Origin of the sequence: Bacillus sp. SJS, assembly GCF_000732485.2 — a bacterium.
Classification (GTDB): Bacteria; Bacillota; Bacilli; order Bacillales; family Bacillaceae; genus Metabacillus_B; species Metabacillus_B sediminis.
Genome location: NZ_JAQV02000003.1, coordinates 65,523 through 83,260 on the forward strand (window position 1 = coordinate 65,523; position 17,738 = coordinate 83,260).

14 protein-coding genes are annotated in these 17,738 nt (G+C 45.0%); 2 read left to right on the forward strand and 12 right to left on the reverse strand.

Features of this window, described 5'->3' with window-relative positions; translation table 11 throughout:
* Positions 1-44: 44 nt before the first annotated feature.
* The 3 genes from meaB to AS29_RS01465 are packed head-to-tail and all read right to left on the reverse strand — an operon-like array spanning position 45 to position 5,046.
* The gene (gene meaB / locus AS29_RS01455; protein ID WP_051860482.1) at positions 45-1,052 is read right to left on the reverse strand and encodes a methylmalonyl Co-A mutase-associated GTPase MeaB; all 1,008 of its coding nucleotides are present in this window, start codon (positions 1,050-1,052) and stop codon (positions 45-47) included.
* Complete coding sequence (gene scpA, locus AS29_RS01460) at positions 1,049-3,202, reverse strand: methylmalonyl-CoA mutase (RefSeq protein WP_051860481.1); 2,154 nt, start codon at positions 3,200-3,202, stop codon at positions 1,049-1,051. The genes meaB and scpA overlap by 4 nt, the downstream gene beginning before the upstream one ends.
* A complete protein-coding gene (locus AS29_RS01465; RefSeq protein ID WP_035404120.1) occupies positions 3,202-5,046 on the reverse strand; it encodes a methylmalonyl-CoA mutase family protein in 1,845 nt (614 codons plus the stop codon). Before AS29_RS01465 ends, scpA begins: the two co-directional genes overlap by 1 nt.
* A 185-nt stretch (positions 5,047-5,231) precedes the next feature.
* Here AS29_RS01465 and AS29_RS01470 point away from each other — a divergent pair, with 185 nt between their 5' ends.
* Positions 5,232-6,128: a YegS/Rv2252/BmrU family lipid kinase gene (locus AS29_RS01470; protein WP_035404118.1), complete on the forward strand. Its 897-nt coding sequence runs from the start codon at positions 5,232-5,234 to the stop codon at positions 6,126-6,128.
* A gap of 76 nt (positions 6,129-6,204) precedes the next feature.
* Here the strand turns inward: AS29_RS01470 and AS29_RS01475 are convergent, their stop codons facing one another.
* From AS29_RS01475 to AS29_RS01510, 8 genes are all read right to left on the reverse strand, one after another.
* A complete protein-coding gene (locus AS29_RS01475) occupies positions 6,205-7,509 on the reverse strand; it encodes a dihydrolipoamide acetyltransferase family protein (RefSeq protein ID WP_035404116.1) in 1,305 nt (434 codons plus the stop codon).
* A gap of 25 nt (positions 7,510-7,534) precedes the next feature.
* Complete coding sequence (locus AS29_RS01480; protein ID WP_035404114.1) at positions 7,535-8,518, reverse strand: alpha-ketoacid dehydrogenase subunit beta; 984 nt, start codon at positions 8,516-8,518, stop codon at positions 7,535-7,537.
* A 12-nt stretch (positions 8,519-8,530) separates the two neighbouring features.
* Positions 8,531-9,523, reverse strand: coding sequence for a thiamine pyrophosphate-dependent dehydrogenase E1 component subunit alpha (locus tag AS29_RS01485; protein ID WP_035404112.1), 993 nt, complete (start codon positions 9,521-9,523; stop codon positions 8,531-8,533).
* Positions 9,524-9,661: 138 nt separating this feature from the next.
* Complete coding sequence (gene lpdA / locus AS29_RS01490) at positions 9,662-11,083, reverse strand: dihydrolipoyl dehydrogenase (protein ID WP_035404110.1); 1,422 nt, start codon at positions 11,081-11,083, stop codon at positions 9,662-9,664.
* A gap of 18 nt (positions 11,084-11,101) precedes the next feature.
* Positions 11,102-12,226, reverse strand: coding sequence for a butyrate kinase (gene buk, locus AS29_RS01495; protein WP_442854509.1), 1,125 nt, complete (start codon positions 12,224-12,226; stop codon positions 11,102-11,104).
* Between the two features lie 37 nt (positions 12,227-12,263).
* Entirely contained in the window at positions 12,264-13,358 is a 1,095-nt protein-coding gene (bcd, locus tag AS29_RS01500; protein WP_035404106.1) for a branched-chain amino acid dehydrogenase, read from the reverse strand.
* Between the two features lie 30 nt (positions 13,359-13,388).
* Complete coding sequence (gene yqiS, locus AS29_RS01505; RefSeq protein ID WP_035404103.1) at positions 13,389-14,285, reverse strand: phosphate butyryltransferase; 897 nt, start codon at positions 14,283-14,285, stop codon at positions 13,389-13,391.
* Positions 14,286-14,414: 129 nt separating this feature from the next.
* Positions 14,415-16,481, reverse strand: coding sequence for a sigma-54 interaction domain-containing protein (locus tag AS29_RS01510; RefSeq protein WP_035404101.1), 2,067 nt, complete (start codon positions 16,479-16,481; stop codon positions 14,415-14,417).
* A gap of 155 nt (positions 16,482-16,636) precedes the next feature.
* Between AS29_RS01510 and AS29_RS01515 the strand changes: the two genes are divergently transcribed.
* The gene (locus AS29_RS01515; RefSeq protein ID WP_035404099.1) at positions 16,637-16,873 is read left to right on the forward strand and encodes a DUF2627 domain-containing protein; all 237 of its coding nucleotides are present in this window, start codon (positions 16,637-16,639) and stop codon (positions 16,871-16,873) included.
* A gap of 40 nt (positions 16,874-16,913) precedes the next feature.
* Here the strand turns inward: AS29_RS01515 and AS29_RS01520 are convergent, their stop codons facing one another.
* Positions 16,914-17,648, reverse strand: a complete 735-nt coding sequence (locus AS29_RS01520; protein WP_035404097.1) for a glycerophosphodiester phosphodiesterase — start codon at positions 17,646-17,648, stop codon at positions 16,914-16,916.
* Between the last annotated feature and the right edge of the window lie 90 nt (positions 17,649-17,738).

Sequence of the window (17,738 nt, forward strand, 5' to 3'; positions counted from 1 at the left end):
TCTTTATCTTACCAAGAGCAGGGATGTTTCCGCAAACCGGATGATTAGCTTTTTGATTTTAAAAATTCCTCAACAAGCTCTTTGACGAGCGCTGAGACAGCTGCTTTCTCTTCTGCTATATTCTGCTCAGCTGCTGAGAGCCGTTCCATCACGGACGGATTTTTGTAAAAAGCATAGAGCAGCTCATCTTTTATACTTTCGTGGAGCCAGTCCTTTTGCTGTCCGCGCCTCCGTTTTTCAAACAATCCAGATTCCCTCGTTGTTTTCTGGAATGCCTCTATCTTTTCCCAAACCTCCTGAATCCCTGTTTCTTTCAGGGCACTTGCCGGCAGGGCCTCCGTGGTCCAGCCCTCGGTGTATGGCTTCAGAAAATGAAGCATTGTGCTGTATTCCTGTACTGCTTTTTTAGCGAGCGGGAGATTGTCTCCATCTGCTTTATTTACCACAACGAGATCTGGAAGCTCCATTATCCCCTTCTTCATGGTCTGCAGCTCGTCACCTGCTCCTGTAAGGACTAGCAGCAAAAAGAAATCAACCATGCCCCGAACAAGGTATTCCCCCTGTCCGACTCCCATCGTTTCTATAAGAATGATGTCAAATCCGGCAGCCTCGCAAAGCAGCATCGTTTCCCTTGTTTTCCGGCCTACCCCGCCAAGGGTTCCGCTTGAAGGAGACGGCCGAATAAAGGCATCCGGGTTTATAGAAAGCCTCTCCATCCTTGTTTTGTCGCCGAGTATGCTGCCCTTTGAAACATGACTGGTCGGATCAACAGCAAGCACTGCCACCTTATGGCCTTTCTTGCATAAATAGGTTCCGAACGTATCAATAAACGTGCTCTTTCCTGCTCCGGGTACTCCCGTTATTCCAATGCGGATCGAGCTGGTCCTTTTTGATAAAACCTTATCCAGCAGGCTCTGAGCTGCATCAAAATGCCGCTCCGCATTGCTCTCAACCAAGGTTATCGACTGAGCCAGAATGCTTCTGTCTCCCCTTATTATTCCTTCTGCAAGGTAATCTGGATCGATCGGGAGATGTTCTCGTTTTCTCTTCATCGTTCTTCCTTAACGTCCTCATATCCAAGAACGTCATAAAGCTTGTCCAGTACCTTCCTTGCAGCGGCAGGAATGACCGTACCGGGTCCAAAAATTTCAGCTGCTCCGTTTTCTTTAAGAAAATCATAGTCTTTATAAGGAATTACACCGCCGATGATGATCAAAATGTCCTCCCTCCCAAGCCTTTTCAGTTCTGCTTTCAGCTGCGGCAGCAAGGTTTTGTGACCGGCTGCAAGAGAACTCATTCCGACTACATGGACATCATTTTCTACGGCCTGTGCAGCGGTTTCAGCAGGTGTCTGGAAAAGAGGTCCGATATCCACGTCAAATCCCAAATCGGCAAAAGCAGTAGCAATCACTTTCGCACCTCGGTCATGTCCATCCTGGCCCATCTTTGCAATCAGAATCCTTGGTCTTCTTCCCTCATACTCCTGAAATTCATCGGCTGCCTTTCGGACTGAGCTGATCTCTTCTTCATTGGAATATTCGGAACTGTATACGCCGCTCACAGATCTGATCACCGCCTGATGTCTTTTTGAAATGCGCTCAATTGCAAATGAAATCTCTCCAAGCGTAGCACGGTTTCTTGCTGCCTCTACTGCCAGCTCAAGCAGGTTGCCTTCCCCTGTTTCAGCAGACTTTGTGATTGCATTCAGCGATTGCTCTGTCTTTGCTTCGTCCCGATCAGCTTTAAGCTTTTGAAGTCTTTCAATTTGTTTGTTTCGCACTTCCGTATTATCAATATTCATCACATCCAGGTCGTCTTCTTTTTCAAGTCTGAATCGATTGACTCCAACTATCGTTTCCATCCCTGAATCAATCCGGGCCTGCCTTCTGGCCGCTGCTTCTTCAATCCGCATCTTTGGAAGGCCGGTTTCAATGGCTTTGGCCATTCCGCCGAGCTCCTCCACTTCCTCTATTAAACTCCAAGCCCGTTCCATTAAATCATTTGTAAGAGATTCAACATAGTAGGATCCTCCCCATGGATCAATTACGCTGCAGATGCCGGTTTCCTCCTGCAGATAAAGCTGGGTATTCCTCGCAATTCTTGCACTGAAGTCAGTCGGCAGAGCGATTGCTTCATCCAATGCATTCGTATGAAGAGATTGAGTATGACCCATTGCAGCCGCATGCGCTTCAATAGCCGTTCTCGTCACATTGTTAAACGGATCTTGCTCTGTAAGGCTCCAGCCGGATGTTTGCGAGTGCGTCCTAAGCGCCAGCGATTTTGGATTTTCAGGATTAAATGGCTGGATGAGTTTAGCCCACATTTGTCTGGCAGCCCGCATTTTCGCTACTTCCATGAAATAATTCATGCCGATTGCCCAAAAGAACGAGAGCCTCGGTGCAAAGGCATCGATATCCATTCCTGCTTTCAGCCCGGTCCGCACATATTCAAGGCCATCCGCAAGCGTGTAGGCAAGCTCTATATCATTCGGCGCTCCAGCCTCCTGCATATGGTAGCCCGAAATGCTGATGCTGTTGAATTTCGGCATGTTCTGGGCCGTATACTTAAAAATATCGCCAATAATTCTCATCGACATATCCGGGGGGTAAATGTACGTATTCCGAACCATGTATTCTTTCAAAATATCATTTTGGATGGTACCTGTAAGCTTATCCAGCGCAACTCCCTGCTCTTCTGCGGAAACGATGTAGAATGCCATGATCGGCAGCACGGCTCCATTCATTGTCATCGAAACACTCATCTCATCCAGAGGAATGCCATCAAAAAGAATATTCATGTCTAAGATGGAGTCGATCGCCACTCCTGCTTTTCCAACATCCCCTTCTACACGCGGATGGTCAGAATCATAGCCCCGATGCGTAGCCAAGTCAAAGGCAACGGATAATCCTTTTTGCCCCATAGCAAGATTGCGCCTGTAAAAGGCATTGCTTTCCTCAGCTGTAGAAAAGCCCGCATACTGCCGGATGGTCCAAGGTCTGTTCACATACATCGCTGCATAAGGCCCCCTTGTAAAAGGAGCGAGCCCGGGGAAAGATTCTTCTGTGCCTGATGCATCCTCCGCACTGTACCACTGCTTGAGCTGAATTTTTTCATTCGTTTCAAATACAGGCTGTGCGGTTTCATTAGCTGCTGTATTTTCAGTTACATGTAAATGGTCTGCTGTAAGCCGTACTCTTTCCATCAGTTATGAACCCCCAATACGTTTTGCAGCTCTTCAAGAAATGCCAGTCGATTCATCCCCATAACAACTTCCCTTTGGATGGACAGTCTTTCTTCCCATTCAGCGGGCTGTTTGCCGACTGTATATATTTCTGACTTTGCGTTTCGGATAAAAGAAAAAATCTCATTCTTATATTCTATATAGCTTTGATCACTACCGCATAAAAACACTGGTTTGTTTAAATCTGCTCCAGAGAATGGCGTTATGCAGGCTTCTATTCCTCCTGAGTCAAGCAGGCCCGCCAGAAAATCAAGACGGGGTTTATATTCTTTAAGACTACCGAGAACAGCTATTTGTACGGATGGTGCCACGCCTTTTTGCTGTGTATATTCCAACGCATTCACTCTCAGGTTTTCAAAGGATTCCGCTAATCGAACGGGCTTGATCTGTGCTGTCTTTTTATTAATGGTTTCATACCTTATCTTTTTGCCTTCATCTAATTTAGATCTGGATTCGCTAAAGGATTCCTTCGGCCAAAGGGAGATAGGTATGTGTTTCTCAGCTGCTTCAATCCGGTCTTCAGGGTTAGCGTAATAATTGACGCCGATCATCCTTTTCTTTTGAATATTCAAGCTCTCAGCCAGCGCGTCATAGCCGGCAGATAATTCAGCTTGAATATCACCCTCTTGAAGCACCTTCAGAAAACCACCGTTTTCTTCGATTTCCAAGATTTTATCCCACGCTGCTTTGGCTAATTCCTGTGTAAGCGACTCGATATACCATGATCCTCCGGAAGGATCATTGACTTTTCCAAGCAGGCTTTCCTCACTAAGCAGATAATGAATATTTCTTGCTGCCCGCTCAGATAAAATAGAGCCGCCATTCACCTCATCAAAGGGAAGAATGGTAATGGCATCCGCATTCCCGAGCACAGCTGAAAAGGCTTCGGTTGACGTGCGGAGGAGATTCACATGAACATCCAGCCGTGACTTATTAAAGGAGGATGTTTTGACGTGTGTATAAAGCTTTTGCGCTTCAAGGTCCCCTCCAAACGCGGAAACAATCGAGCTCCACAGCAGGCGTGCTGCGCGGAGCTTCGCTGTTTCCATGAAAAATTGGGATCCGGATGAGAAACTGAATGCAGATTTTCCTGCAGCGAGCTCAGCTGATTTTCCATTTTCTCTGCACCAATTTAAAAAATCGATGGCTTTCGCAAAGGTATAGGCCAGTTCCTGAACAGCATTTGCGCCGCTATTGTGAAGCAGATCTCCTTTAAAAAGGATGGTTTTCTGATTACCTGATCCTGCAGCCGCTTCCGTATAATCCATCATCCAGCAGAGGGCATGATCAAGGTCCTCAAGGTTGCCCTGCATCACCGCCTCATATGGGTCACATCCTGCCGTTCCCTCTCCAAGACTCTTCATCTCTGCTGCAAAAGAAGCCATAAGCTCCGGAGCCTCTTCAAAGTCGATTATATAATGAAGATTGCTTGATTTTAGATGAGCTATGAGCTTCTGAAAATTACCCTGCTCCAGGATGGTTTGCAGAGAAGATAAATAAAAGGAATTTAATCCTTTTTCGTCCGCAGAATCCAGAGCGGAGACGAGATGATCGATCGATTCATAATGATCAATCGATTGTGACGTTTTCCACATCTCTCTTATTTTCTTAGTACCCCTTATGTAAGGAGCCTCTCCAGGCTCTGAAACTTGTACTGAATCTTTTTTTAAATAAAGCGGTTTCAAAATGATCTTTTCATTTGTAATGGTCTTAAGTGATTCAGCAGACTTTCCTTTTAGCGCTTTGCTGACTGCTTCAAGCCATGCCTGCTCTGTAGCTTCCTGCGTACTCTGCCCCTTGTTCATTTTCTGCTTCCCATTGGAAGCCCACCCCCTAAGAATGCGTTTTCATTTATAAGGAAATGCGTTTCCTATCCCATACCTTATTGTATTATAACTATTTATATCCAGCAATTGCAGGGTGTAGTTTTCATCCTCTCCCGTGGTGGTATACTAGTTGTAACGATTCTGTAGGTAAAGGAAGAGCGTTTATGAAAAAAACCATGTTAATCATTAATGGCAGCGCCGGACAGAAAAATGTAGAAAAAAGCCTTCAAATTATCGTACCGGTGCTGACGAAGGCAAGCCCGCATCTCCTGATTCTGCAGACGCAGCGTGCTTTGGATGCAAAACGGTACTGCGAATTGTATGGAGAAGAGATGGACATCGTTTATATTCTAGGTGGAGACGGAACGGTACACGAATGCATAAATGGACTCGCTCAACTGAAGAACAGGCCGGCAGTTGGCATATTGCCAGGCGGAACATGCAACGATTTTGCGAGGACATTAGGGATACCTCCAAATTTGAAAGAGGCGGTCCAAGTTTTATCAAATGGCAGCAAACGCAAGATTGATGTGCTCCAGGCGAGCGAGCTATATTTCCTGAATTTCTGGGGAATCGGTTTGATTACTGAAACCTCCAACAATATTGTGGGGGCTGAAAAGGCGATGCTCGGAAAGATCAGCTACTTTTTAAGTGCATTTCGCACGGTTCAGAAAATGGATCCATTTCCTGTCCATTTAAAGGCGGATGATCAGGAATTTGATGGAGAGGCTGTGATGGTGATTGTAGCAAACGGTGGTTTTATCGGCACCAATCCTCTCCCTTACCCTGGTATTGAACCGGATGACGGAAAAGCAGATGTGTTTATATTAAAAAATACAAACTTAGCTACCATAAGGGATTTGCTTACCATGAAAGATGCGTCACAGTGGGATAATAACGAATCGGATCTTCTTCATTTCACAGGAGCGAACATGGAGATCACAACAGAAACGCCGATGAAGGCAGATACTGATGGGGAAGTCTACTCCGGTACACCTGAAACGATAAAGGTCTTAAATCAGCATTTAGACTTTTTGGTACTCAATGAGGAAACGAAATAGAGAAACAGGAAAAAGCATCAGGACTTCTGATGCTTTTTTTCAATTCACTATAGAAGTTGGTGTTCAGCCTTAATTCTTAATAAACAGACGTCGTTTCTTTCGAAATATGTTCGAGAATTTCTTTCACTCTAGCAAGGAAACGTCCGCAAACCAGACCGTCTAATACCCGGTGATCAAGAGATAAACACAGATTAACCATATCGCGAACGGCAATCATTCCATTGTTCATCACAACCGGACGCTTTACGATCGACTCGATTTGGAGGATTGCAGCCTGCGGATGGTTGATAATTCCCATTGACTGAACAGAGCCGAATGAACCCGTGTTATTCACAGTGAAGGTACCGTCCTTCATATCATTGGAACCGAGCTTCCCGCTTCTTACCTTTCCGGCAAGCTCCGTAATTTCCCTTGCAATTCCTTTAATCGTTTTTTCATCGGCTTGTTTAATGACAGGGACGAATAATGCGTCATCCGTGGCGACAGCGATGGATAAATTAATGTCTTTTTTCTGTACAATCTTGTCTCCCGCCCACATGGAGTTCATTTGCGGGAATTCTTTTAGCGCTTGCGAGACAGCTTTTACAAAGAACGCAAAGAAGGTTAAGTTGAAGCCTTCTTTCTTCTTGAATTCATCTTTTATGGATCTGCGGTACTCAACAAGGCTTGTAACATCCACTTCAACCATCATCCAGGCATGAGGAGCCTCATGCTTGCTTTTAAGCATATTGGCAGCTATTGCTTTTCGTACACCTGTTACCGGAATTTCAATGTCTCCAGGAGCAATTGAAACCGAAGCTGGGGCTGCCTTAGCTTGAGTAGCTTGAGTGTGTGCCGGTTGCTCTGTTATCGTTTCTTTCTTTTCTGCCGGTGCTTGCTGCTTGGATTCCGCCGCACTGCTTTGAGCGCCGGCTTTTGGTGCCGTTCCGCCGTCAATCAGCTGCTGCAGATCTTTTCGTGTAATTCTCCCGCCAGCTCCGGTGCCGTTCACTTGCTCAAGGTCGATTCCGTTATCCTGGGCAAGGCGCAGGACAGCCGGTGAATACCTTTTTTTATTGGATTGATCAGAAGGCACTTCCGGCGTAACTGACGTTTCCGCAGATGCCTGTTCAGCTGAAGGAGCTTCTTCTTGAGCGCCTCCCTCTACTTCCACCTTGCAGATCACTTGTCCGACCTCAAGTGTGTCCCCTTCTTCAGCTGTGAGTTCTTTAATAATCCCTGAAAAAGAAGAAGGAACCTCAGCATTTACCTTATCAGTCATAACTTCCGCAATCGGATCGTATTTGTTAACCTTGTCTCCTACTGAAACCAGCCATTTGCTGATCGTACCTTCTGTAACACTTTCCCCAAGCTGGGGCATGGTCATTTGTTCCATTCCCATCGATTGGCACTCCCTTTATAAAAGATTAAAATTCAGCAAGCTCTCTCATAGCCGCTTCCACTTTATCCGGATTCACCATAAAGTATTTTTCCATTGTCGGCGCATAAGGCATAGCAGGAACATCAGGTCCCGCAAGACGCTTGATTGGAGCATCAAGATCAAACAGGCAATTTTCAGCTATAATTGCTGAAACCTCGCTCATAATGCTTCCTTCTTTGTTATCCTCTGTCAGCAAAAGAACCTTACCTGTTTTAGAGGCCGCTTCCATAATTGCTTCTTTATCGAGCGGATAAACGGTTCGCAAATCAAGGATGTGCGCAGAAATTCCGTCCTGTGCCAGTCTTTCCGCAGCTTGAAGCGCAAAATGGACACAAAGACCGTATGTAATAACCGTGATGTCCTCTCCCTCTCTTTTCACATCTGCTTTTCCAATTGGCAGCACGTAATCATCTGAAGGAACTTCCCCTTTAATTAAGCGGTATGCACGTTTGTGCTCAAAAAACAGAACAGGATCCTCATCACGGATCGCAGCTTTGAGCAGTCCTTTTACATCATACGGAGTAGAAGGCATGACAATTTTCAAGCCTGGTGTATTGGCAAAAAGTGCTTCAACGGACTGGGAATGATATAGAGCACCGTGAACTCCGCCGCCATAAGGAGCACGGATTACGATTGGACAGCTCCAGTCATTATTCGTACGGTAGCGGATCTTCGCTGCTTCTGAAACAATTTGGTTTACAGCCGGCATAATGAAATCGGCAAATTGCATTTCGGCAATCGGACGCATTCCGTACATGGCTGCTCCGATTCCAACGCCCGCAATAGCCGACTCTGCAAGCGGTGTATCAATGACACGCTCTTCCCCAAATTGGTCATACAATCCAAAAGTGGCTTTAAAAACGCCGCCTTTTTTCCCGACATCTTCTCCTAAAATAAATACTTTGTCATCGCGTTCCATCTCTTCCCGGATTGCCATCGTGACGGCATCAATATAAGATATTACTGCCATTTTTTCTCCTCCTTACTCCGCATATACATGCTTCATTGCTGATTCAGGATCTGCATAAGCCGCATTTTCTGCATAATCAGTTGCTTCATTCACAGCCTGCATGATTTCATCCAGGATGGCTTTTTCTACTTCATCTGTAAGTACACCTGCTTCTCTCAAGTAAGCAGCGAATTTTACATTTGGATCATTCTTTTTCGCTTCGGCTACTTCTTCCTGTTCCCTGTAGCTTCTGTCATCATCATCACTGGAGTGAGGAGTCAGCCTGTAGGAAATGGTTTCAATCAGAGTCGGGCCTTCTCCGCGGCGGCCGCGTTCAGCTGCTTCTTTTACTGCTTTATATACTTCAAGCGGATCATTTCCGTCAATTGTAAATCCAGGCATGCCATATCCAATGGCACGGTCGGATACATTTTTAGCCGCTACCTGCTTCTCATATGGAACCGAAATCGCATATTTGTTATTTTCGCACATGAAAATAACCGGAAGTTTATGTACTCCTGCAAAGTTAGCTCCTTCATGGAAGTCACCCTGGTTGGAGGAACCTTCTCCAAATGTTACGAACGTCACAATATCTTTCTTTTCCATTCTTCCCGCCATTGCGATTCCGACTGCATGAGGTACCTGAGTTGTTACCGGTGAGGAACCTGTTACAATACGGTTTGATTTCTGCCCGAAATGTCCTGGCATCTGGCGTCCGCCTGAGTTCGGATCTTCTGCTTTCGCAAAGCCTGAAAGCATTAAATCTTTAGCCGTCATTCCGAATGTCAGCACAACACCCATATCGCGATAATAAGGAAGAACATAATCTTTTTCACGGTCCAGCGCGTACGCCGCTCCTACCTGTGCTGCCTCCTGCCCTTGACAGGAAATAACAAACGGGATTTTCCCGGAGCGGTTCAATAGCCACATCCGCTCATCAATTTTTCTTGCCATAACCATTGTTTTGTACATTTCAAGCACTTGCTCATCTGAAAGCCCAAGTGCAGCATGACGATTTTCAGCCATGATAATCCCTCCTTAATCATAACTTCCATCAGCGGAATGGTGTTTTTCTCTGACGGTTTGTTCAGGGCCGCAGGTTGCGGCGCTATTAGTCTGTATTTTTCACTCGTGCTTTTACACCGTACATCAGGCAAGCTTGAATCAGCTGTGGATGGCTTTTCCATCAACGGCCAGCGCCGCTTCACCAATTGCTTCCGATAACGTTGGATGAGGATGAATGGTGCGGCCAATCTCCCACGGAGTGGCATCGAGCACACGCGCAAGACCCGCTTCTGAAATCATATCGGTTACATGCGGTCCGATCATATGAACACCTAATAGATCATCGGTATCCTTATCTGCTACGATTTTCACAAATCCATCAGATTCCCCGTACACTAGTGCTTTTCCAATTGCACGGAAAGAAAATTTGCCGATTTTGACATTGTAGCCTTTTTCTTTCGCTTCCTCCTCGGTGTACCCTACACTTGCAGCTTCCGGAGTGGAATAAATACACTTCGAGACAAGTGAATAGTCAATCGGATGAGGATTTTGGTTTGCTATATGCTCTACAGCCAAAATTCCTTCATGCGATGCCACGTGTGCCAGCTGAAGTCCTCCGTTCACATCCCCAATCGCATAGATGTGCGATTCCTTCGTCTGCATGTATGAATTTACTTTAATAAAGCCCTTTTCTACCTGAATATCCGTATTTTCAAGACCGATTCCTTCTACATTAGCCTGTCTTCCTACAGATACGAGCATTTTTGAGGCTTCAAATGACTGATTGGATCCATTTTTCTCAGCTTCAACGAAAACCCCGTTCTCTTTTTTCAACGTTTCCGGCAATACTTTAGCTCCCGTTACAATGTTGACCCCTTTTTTCTTGAGAAGACGCTGCATTTCTTTGGAAATTTCGGCATCCTCCAGCGGAAGAATCCGGTCTGCATATTCGATCACTGTAATCTGGACACCGAAGTCAGACAGCATGGAAGCCCATTCTATTCCAATTACTCCGCCTCCGACGATGATCATGGAATCTGGTAAACTTTCCAGCTTCAGTGCATCATCTGATGTCAGCACTGTATCCCCGTCTATTTCAAGACCTGGGAGGGAGCGGGGACGCGAGCCTGTAGCGACGATCACATTTTTAGGAATCAGCATTTCATTTTCGGTGCCATTATTCATCTCTACGGAGATCGTACCAGGCATAGGCGAGAAAATAGAAGGGCCTAAAATTCGGCCAAGTCCCTCATACACATCGATTTTCCCTTGCTTCATTAGGTGCTGCACACCTTTATGGAGCTGATCAACAATACCTTGTTTCCGTTCCTGCACCCGCGGAAAATTCAGTTCTACTCCAGAAACGGAAACCCCGAATTCTTCTGATTTCTTCGTTTGTGCAAAAACCTCTGCGCTTCTGAGAAGCGCTTTGCTTGGGATACAGCCTGCATGCAGACAGGTTCCGCCGAGCAAGCCTTTTTCAACAATGGCTGTTTTTAATCCAAGCTGAGAAGCGCGGATCGCTGCCACATATCCGCCAGTTCCTCCTCCGACAATAACGAGATCATATTCTGTCGCCATGAAATAAACTCCCTTCTGCTAGCCGAATACCTTAGCCGGTTTCTTCGTTCCGGGATATTCTTTAGCCTGTTCTTCTTTTTTTAATACCCGAAGAGCACCTTCAGCCAGTGCCTGCAATTCATTCTCACCCGGCAGAATAAGGACATCCGCGATCCAATCTACATGACTGGAAATGAGTGAGGCAAAACGTTTGCCATGTGCAAGACCTCCAGTAAGAACAATGGCGTCGACCTTTCCTTTTAATACTGCACTCGCCGCGCCAATTTCTTTTCCTACCTGATAAGCCATAGCATCCATTACAAGCTTTGCCTTTTCGTCTCCATCTTCAACCATTTTCTCCGCTTTAATAGCATCATTTGTACCAAGGTAGCCAACCATTCCGCCCTGTCCTACAAGCTTCTTCATCACTTCTTCACGGTAATAGTCTCCTGAAAAGCACATGGAAATGAGGTCTCCTGCCGGAACAGTTCCTGCACGTTCCGGACTGAATGGCCCGTCGCCGTGAAGACCATTATTTACATCTACAACTCGTCCTTTTTTATGGACACCGACAGTAATCCCGCCGCCCATATGGGTCACGATGATGTTGAGTTCCTCATACTTTTTTCCGTATTGCGCTGCTGCTTTTCTAGCCATCGCTTTCTGATTCAGGGCATGGAAGATGCTTTTGCGTTCAATTGCAGGCATACCGGATATTTTAGCTATGGGTTCCATTTCATCCACTACAACGGGATCTACTATGAAAGCTGGAATATTTAATCCACAAGCAATTTCATGGGCAATGATTCCGCCCAAATTGGAAGCATGCTGGCCGGCATAACCCTTTTCCAGGTCCTCCAGCATCCTGCTGTTCACCTTATAGGTGCCACCCTCTATAGGGCGGAGCAGACCCCCTCTTCCGCATACGGCAGAAAGCTTTGAAATGTTAATCCCTTCCTCGTCCATGGCTTCTAATATCGCGTTTTTCCGAAAATGATATTGGCTGATGACAGATGGAAATTCATTGATTTCCTCTGTGCTGTGCCTGATGGTTTTCTCTAAGATGGGCCGATCGGAATCAAACACGCCGATTTTGGTCGAGGTTGATCCGGGATTGAGCACCAATATCCGATAATCTGTTTCCTGCAAAACAATGTCCTCCATTTCTAAACAAATCCAAATCGTATATAGTCCGCTTCTTTTATCTGCGGTTTAAGATATGCTGGCCGTTCTGCAGAAATTGGCTTCTTGAATTTCTCATGCGCTCAATTCTTTCTTCCGCAAGACGGTCTGCCGCTTTATAAGTCGGAATGCTGTCACGCTTCGCAATTTCAAGCACGCTTTCAATGTTGCTGTATATGCCTTCAACCTTTTTCAGAGCTCGATCGCGATTGTAGCCGTAAAGTTCATCTGCTACGTTAATTACTCCGCCGGCGTTGATCACGTAATCCGGTGCATACACAATTCCCATTTCATGAATGGTATCTCCATGACGTGTTTCTTTTAGTTGATTGTTTGCTGCTCCCGCGATAACACGTGCCTTCAACTGAGGGATCGTGTCGTCGTTTATTGTTGCACCTAGCGCACAAGGAGCGTAAATATCGCAGTCCACACTGTAAATATCATTTGGATCAACAGCCTTCGCACCAAATTCTTCCACCGCACGCTGAACAGCTTCTTTGTTTATATCTGTTACAATCAACTGTGCCCCTTCTTCATGCAGGTAGCGGCAAAGATTGAAAGCTACGTTGCCTATCCCTTGTACCGCGATTACCTTGCCTTCAAGCGAATCGGATCCGAATGCTTCTTTAGCAGCTGCCTTCATTCCTCTGTATACGCCAAATGCAGTGACAGGGGATGGATTTCCAGAAGAGCCGAATGCCGGAGAAATACCCGTAACAAATTTCGTTTCCTCATGGATAATATCCATATCTTCAACTGTTGTACCAACATCTTCTGCAGTTATGTATCTTCCGTTTAACCCTTGAATGTAGCGGCCGAATGCACGGAACATTTCTTCATTTTTATCTTTTCTCGGATCTCCAATAATAACCGTTTTTCCTCCGCCAAGATTCAATCCTGCAGCTGCATTTTTATAGGTCATGCCGCGTGAAAGTCTAAGTGCATCCTCAACAGCTGCTTCTTCGGATTCGTATGTCCACATGCGTGTTCCGCCTAAGGCAGGTCCAAGAGTCGTATCATGAATCGCAATGATTGCTTTTAAACCTGATTGCTTGTCCTGGCAGAATACCACTTGCTCATAATCGTATTGCTCCATATATTTGAAAAGTTCCATCTTTGTTTCCTCCCTGATTTTCATTTGTATTTATTCATTCGTAGTACAGATTGCTAGTGCTAGGGAATACAATTTGCTTTCAGCAGTGTCAGAACGGCTCGTTAAAATGATTGGAGCTTTTGCTCCTGCAATGAGTCCGCCAACCTTTGCCTGGGCAAAATAAGTCAATGATTTGTAAAAAACATTGCCCGCTTCTATATTCGGCATCAGCAGAATATCTGCTTGCCCGGCTACTTCACTTTCAATTCCCTTATGAATGGCCGCTTCATTAGATACTGCGACATCCAGCGCCATTGGTCCGTCGATTAAACAGCCTTCGATTTGCCCTCTGCGATTCATCTGTGTTAATACGGCTGCATCCAAAGTGGCCTGCATAGAAGGATTCACTACTTCAACAGCGGCAATTGGAGCAACTTTTGGGTTAGCAACCCCAAGCCTATTCGCTACCATAACGGCATTTGAAGTAATTTGAAGCTTTTGCTGAAGATCCGGCTGCATATTCATAGCTACATCTGTCAGAAAAAGGAGCCTGTCCATTGAAGGGATATCAAAAACTGCAACATGTGACAATACACTTCCTGTACGAAGGCCGTATTCTTTATTCAGAACTTCCTTCAGTAATACAGCTGTTGGTAAGCCGCCTTTCATTAAAACGTCGGCCTCCTTGCTTCTTACTGCTTTTACGGCCATTTCTGCAGCAGTCTTAGGAGACTGGGCATGTACAATCCGAATAGAATGGCTTGTGCCGATTTTCCCCTCTAACAGGGCATAAATTTTCATTTCATCTCCAAAAAGAATAAACTCTGCTAAGCCTAGTTCGAGTGCCTTCCTGATCATTTCAATGACTTCATGATCTTCTGCAGCAGCGATTGCAACTCTTTTCCCTAGTATTCCGGCTGCATTTTGGAGAACTGTTTGCAATTTCATGCTTGAATCACCCTCTTCAAAAATTCTGCACCCATAGTTTATCTAAGCAAGAACTATGCCAACATACAAACGCTGACAACTCTGTATACACGAGGAGCCAACCCTGCAAATTATTGCACACTATGCACATTACTGCGTGCTATGTTTTGCAATTCCGTACTTCTCCATCTTGTAATAAAGACTTCGAAGAGAGATTCCTAAAGATTTAGCCGTTCGCGTCCGATTATACTCGAATTTTTGCAGGGATGCTTTAATAAAGTCTTCTTCGGTCCTTTCCATTGCCTCTGACAGAGTCATTTCCGGCTGGCTCAAATCAATTCCAGAAGCGGATTGAGCCTGTTTTCGCGAAACGAAATCTGGCAGGTGGACAGCATTTATGCACCTTTCAGAGGGGTGCATAAAAATCATGGCTCTTCCCAAAATATTTTCAAGCTCCCTTACGTTTCCCGGCCAATCATGTGAGTGAAGAATTTGAGCAGCCTCCGGGGAGATCTCCTCAATATTCTTTCCGTAATCCTGGTTAATTTTCCTGATCAAATGGACACATAATGGGACAATGTCACCTTTACGCTGCCGGAGAGGAGGAATGGAAATTGGATACCGATTCAGCCGGTAATAGAGGTCCTCCCGAAAAGCCCCCTCTGTCATAGCCATTTCAATTTTTATATTAGTAGCAGCAATTACCCTGACATTAACAGGAATTGGCTTTGTCCCGCCTACGCGGACAATTTCTTTTTCCTGAAGTACCCGCAAAAGCTTTGCCTGCATTTGCGGGGAAAGCTCTCCAATTTCGTCCAGAAATATGCTTCCATTGTTCGCTTCCTCAAAAAAGCCGGTTTTTCCGCCCCGTTTAGCACCGGAAAATGCACCTTCCTCGTAACCGAAAAGCTCGCTCTCAAGCAGATTTTCCGCAATAGCAGCACAGTTAACCCTAATAAACTTGTTATATTTCCTGTCACTCTCATTATGTATTGCATGAGCAAACAGCTCTTTTCCTGTTCCCGATTCTCCGCGGAGAAGAACGGTAGCAGGCGTTTTGGCGCCAAGCTTCGCCTGTTCAATCGCGAGCTTCATTTCTTCACTTTCTCCGATAATATCTAAAAAGGTGTATTTTGCTTCAAGTGTTCTGATGATTTGACGCGCTCTGCTCAATTCCGTTGTCAGCGTCTTTATTTCAGATACATCGTGAATAACTCCTACGCTTCCTTTCAGCTTACCGTCAACAATAACTGGTGCAACATTGACCAAAACATCCTTGCTGCTGCTCCCCACTTTCATCCGGACACCCCGAACAGCGCGCCTCGTCTGAAGCACCCTTAGATGCATGCTCTCTCCTTCAGAAATATCAGTAGTAGCAGGCAGGCCAATAATGTCCTCTTCCTTTAAACCGGTCATTCGGGTGTATGCAGGATTCACGAGAATCCCTCTCCCTTTTTCATCCACTACCGAAATTGCTTCATCTGATGATTGAATGATAGCTGTCAGCATCGTTTCAATTTCCCGGAGATTTGTAACTTCTTCAGCAAGCTGTACGGCATCTGTAATATCCTTAAAAATGGAGAGCGCTCCCCTTAGGCTCCCGTCTTCATTCATAATAGGAATTCGAGTTGTAATGATTTTTAGCCCATTATCCAGAACCTGCTCCTGGTTATATTCCGGTTCCTGGCTGTAAAGAACCTCTGGCAGCCTGGTTGAAGGAATGACCTCTCTTATTTTCCTGCCCAGCACATGATTTCTCATGTGTCCTGTCACATTTTCTGCCACTCTGTTGAATAAAATGATGTCTTCGTTCGCATCAATTACGATCATTCCGTCATTTGTTGAATCAAAAATCGTCGTATATTTGCCAGTCTGTTCTTTCAGCCTGGTAATCAGCTGCTCTTTTTCTCTAATTAATCTTGATATAATCAGTGCCACGGTTGAGGGAACGATGATGGTTCGGCTGCTTCTGGCCTTCAAAAGGCCGTCCATGATTTGCGGGTCCCCCGTCGCTTCCATGACAACATCAATATCTTCAGTGAAAAGCATTTTCCAATTGGTGTGCACTGGAATTCCCTTCGCTCTTGCATAAACGATTCCCGGAGCTTCACTATCAATGTCGGCAACAGCCGCTACTTTCATCAGCTTAGTTTCGATGAGCATTTTCAACAAGACTGTTCCGCCTTTACCTGCACCCACAAGCAACACTTTTTGCATAAAGATCCCCTTTGAACATGAAAAGTTTTTCATCCTAAACATTTTATTTTGCAAATTATTGCACAAATCAATCATATCACACAGAACTGCCTTGACAAATCTTTTTTAAAAGCGAAAAATATACTTAATAATAGCAATTGGAAAGGGTTACAGAGATGTCCAGAATTATAGCATTACTCATCGTATTAATACCGGGCATTATGGCTGCCTATGGGATCAAACTCTTGCGGGATCTTTTTTTTGGTATTCTTCAGCCGCCTATTCCTTCTTTGCTTGTTCAATTCATTCTTGGAGTCCTATTGTTCATCGGAGGGCTCGGTTTCACTGCAGGATTTATTTTTTATCGGGACCGCAAGCATAATAAGGTTCAGAAGCGTTTTAGCAAAAGATAATAAAAAGGAAGGCACTCCTCCTGGGATGCCTTCCTTTCTTTTACTTTATCGATTTCTTTATTTCAATTGCTTTTCCAGGATAATCGGTAAAAAAACCGTCACTTTCCCATTCGAATAGCATGTGCATTTCCTTCTCATCATTAACGGTAAAAGGCCGGACAGAGATACTGTTTTCCCTTGATAAGTCGATTAGTTCATTTTTAACAGTCCTCATTAATGGATGGATGGCCCTTGCGCCTGCTCTTCTGGCATAATCGTAAGGCTTGTAGATACCGTCTGTGTAAAGCAGGGCTGTCTCAATCCTGGGTTCTGTTTTGAGAGCTAAAACCATACTTGAGTGATTGAAGGATGATAAAATCACTCGCTCATCCAATTCGAATTGTTTCACCAAGTTAATTACTTTTTCCTCAAGCCCTGAATACTCGATCATATTGTTCTTTAATTCAATATTAATGATAAATGGTTCAGCGCTTGCAGAAGCCCATTCCAAAACCTCTTTTAATAGCGGTATTCTCGCTTCTTCCTTATACTCCTCAAATTTCCAGCTTGCATCTAAACGAACGATTTCATCAGCTGAATAGTCTTTTACAAATCCCGAACCATTTGTCGTTCGATCCAGCGTTTCATCATGAATGACAACCGGTATGTGATCCTTGCTAAGATGAACATCAAGTTCAATTCCATCTGCCCCTAAACGAATCGCCTCTTCAAATGATATCATTGTATTTTCCGGTCTTGTCCCGGCCGCACCTCTATGTCCAAAAATTAGTGTCATTCTGTCACCTTCTCTCTTTTAGTATCTTCTATACTCTATACCACAAAATTCAACCTTAAAAAACGCCTGCCCCATGGGAGGGGATCAGGC

Coding starts and splice junctions, on each gene's coding strand:
- AS29_RS01480 (WP_035404114.1), bottom strand. CDS start 8,518: ATGGCAGTAATATCTTATATTGATGCCGTCACGATGGCAATCCGGGAA.
- scpA (WP_051860481.1), bottom strand. CDS start 3,202: ATGGAAAGAGTACGGCTTACAGCAGACCATTTACATGTAACTGAAAAT.
- AS29_RS01465 (WP_035404120.1), bottom strand. CDS start 5,046: ATGAACAAGGGGCAGAGTACGCAGGAAGCTACAGAGCAGGCATGGCTT.
- AS29_RS01485 (WP_035404112.1), bottom strand. CDS start 9,523: ATGGCTGAAAATCGTCATGCTGCACTTGGGCTTTCAGATGAGCAAGTG.
- bcd (WP_035404106.1), bottom strand. CDS start 13,358: ATGGAACTTTTCAAATATATGGAGCAATACGATTATGAGCAAGTGGTA.
- buk (WP_442854509.1), bottom strand. CDS start 12,226: ATGGAGGACATTGTTTTGCAGGAAACAGATTATCGGATATTGGTGCTC.
- AS29_RS01475 (WP_035404116.1), bottom strand. CDS start 7,509: ATGGGAATGGAACAAATGACCATGCCCCAGCTTGGGGAAAGTGTTACA.
- lpdA (WP_035404110.1), bottom strand. CDS start 11,083: ATGGCGACAGAATATGATCTCGTTATTGTCGGAGGAGGAACTGGCGGA.
- AS29_RS01470 (WP_035404118.1), top strand. CDS start 5,232: ATGAAAAAAACCATGTTAATCATTAATGGCAGCGCCGGACAGAAAAAT.
- AS29_RS01515 (WP_035404099.1), top strand. CDS start 16,637: ATGTCCAGAATTATAGCATTACTCATCGTATTAATACCGGGCATTATG.
- AS29_RS01510 (WP_035404101.1), bottom strand. CDS start 16,481: ATGCAAAAAGTGTTGCTTGTGGGTGCAGGTAAAGGCGGAACAGTCTTG.
- meaB (WP_051860482.1), bottom strand. CDS start 1,052: ATGAAGAGAAAACGAGAACATCTCCCGATCGATCCAGATTACCTTGCA.
- yqiS (WP_035404103.1), bottom strand. CDS start 14,285: ATGAAATTGCAAACAGTTCTCCAAAATGCAGCCGGAATACTAGGGAAA.
- AS29_RS01520 (WP_035404097.1), bottom strand. CDS start 17,648: ATGACACTAATTTTTGGACATAGAGGTGCGGCCGGGACAAGACCGGAA.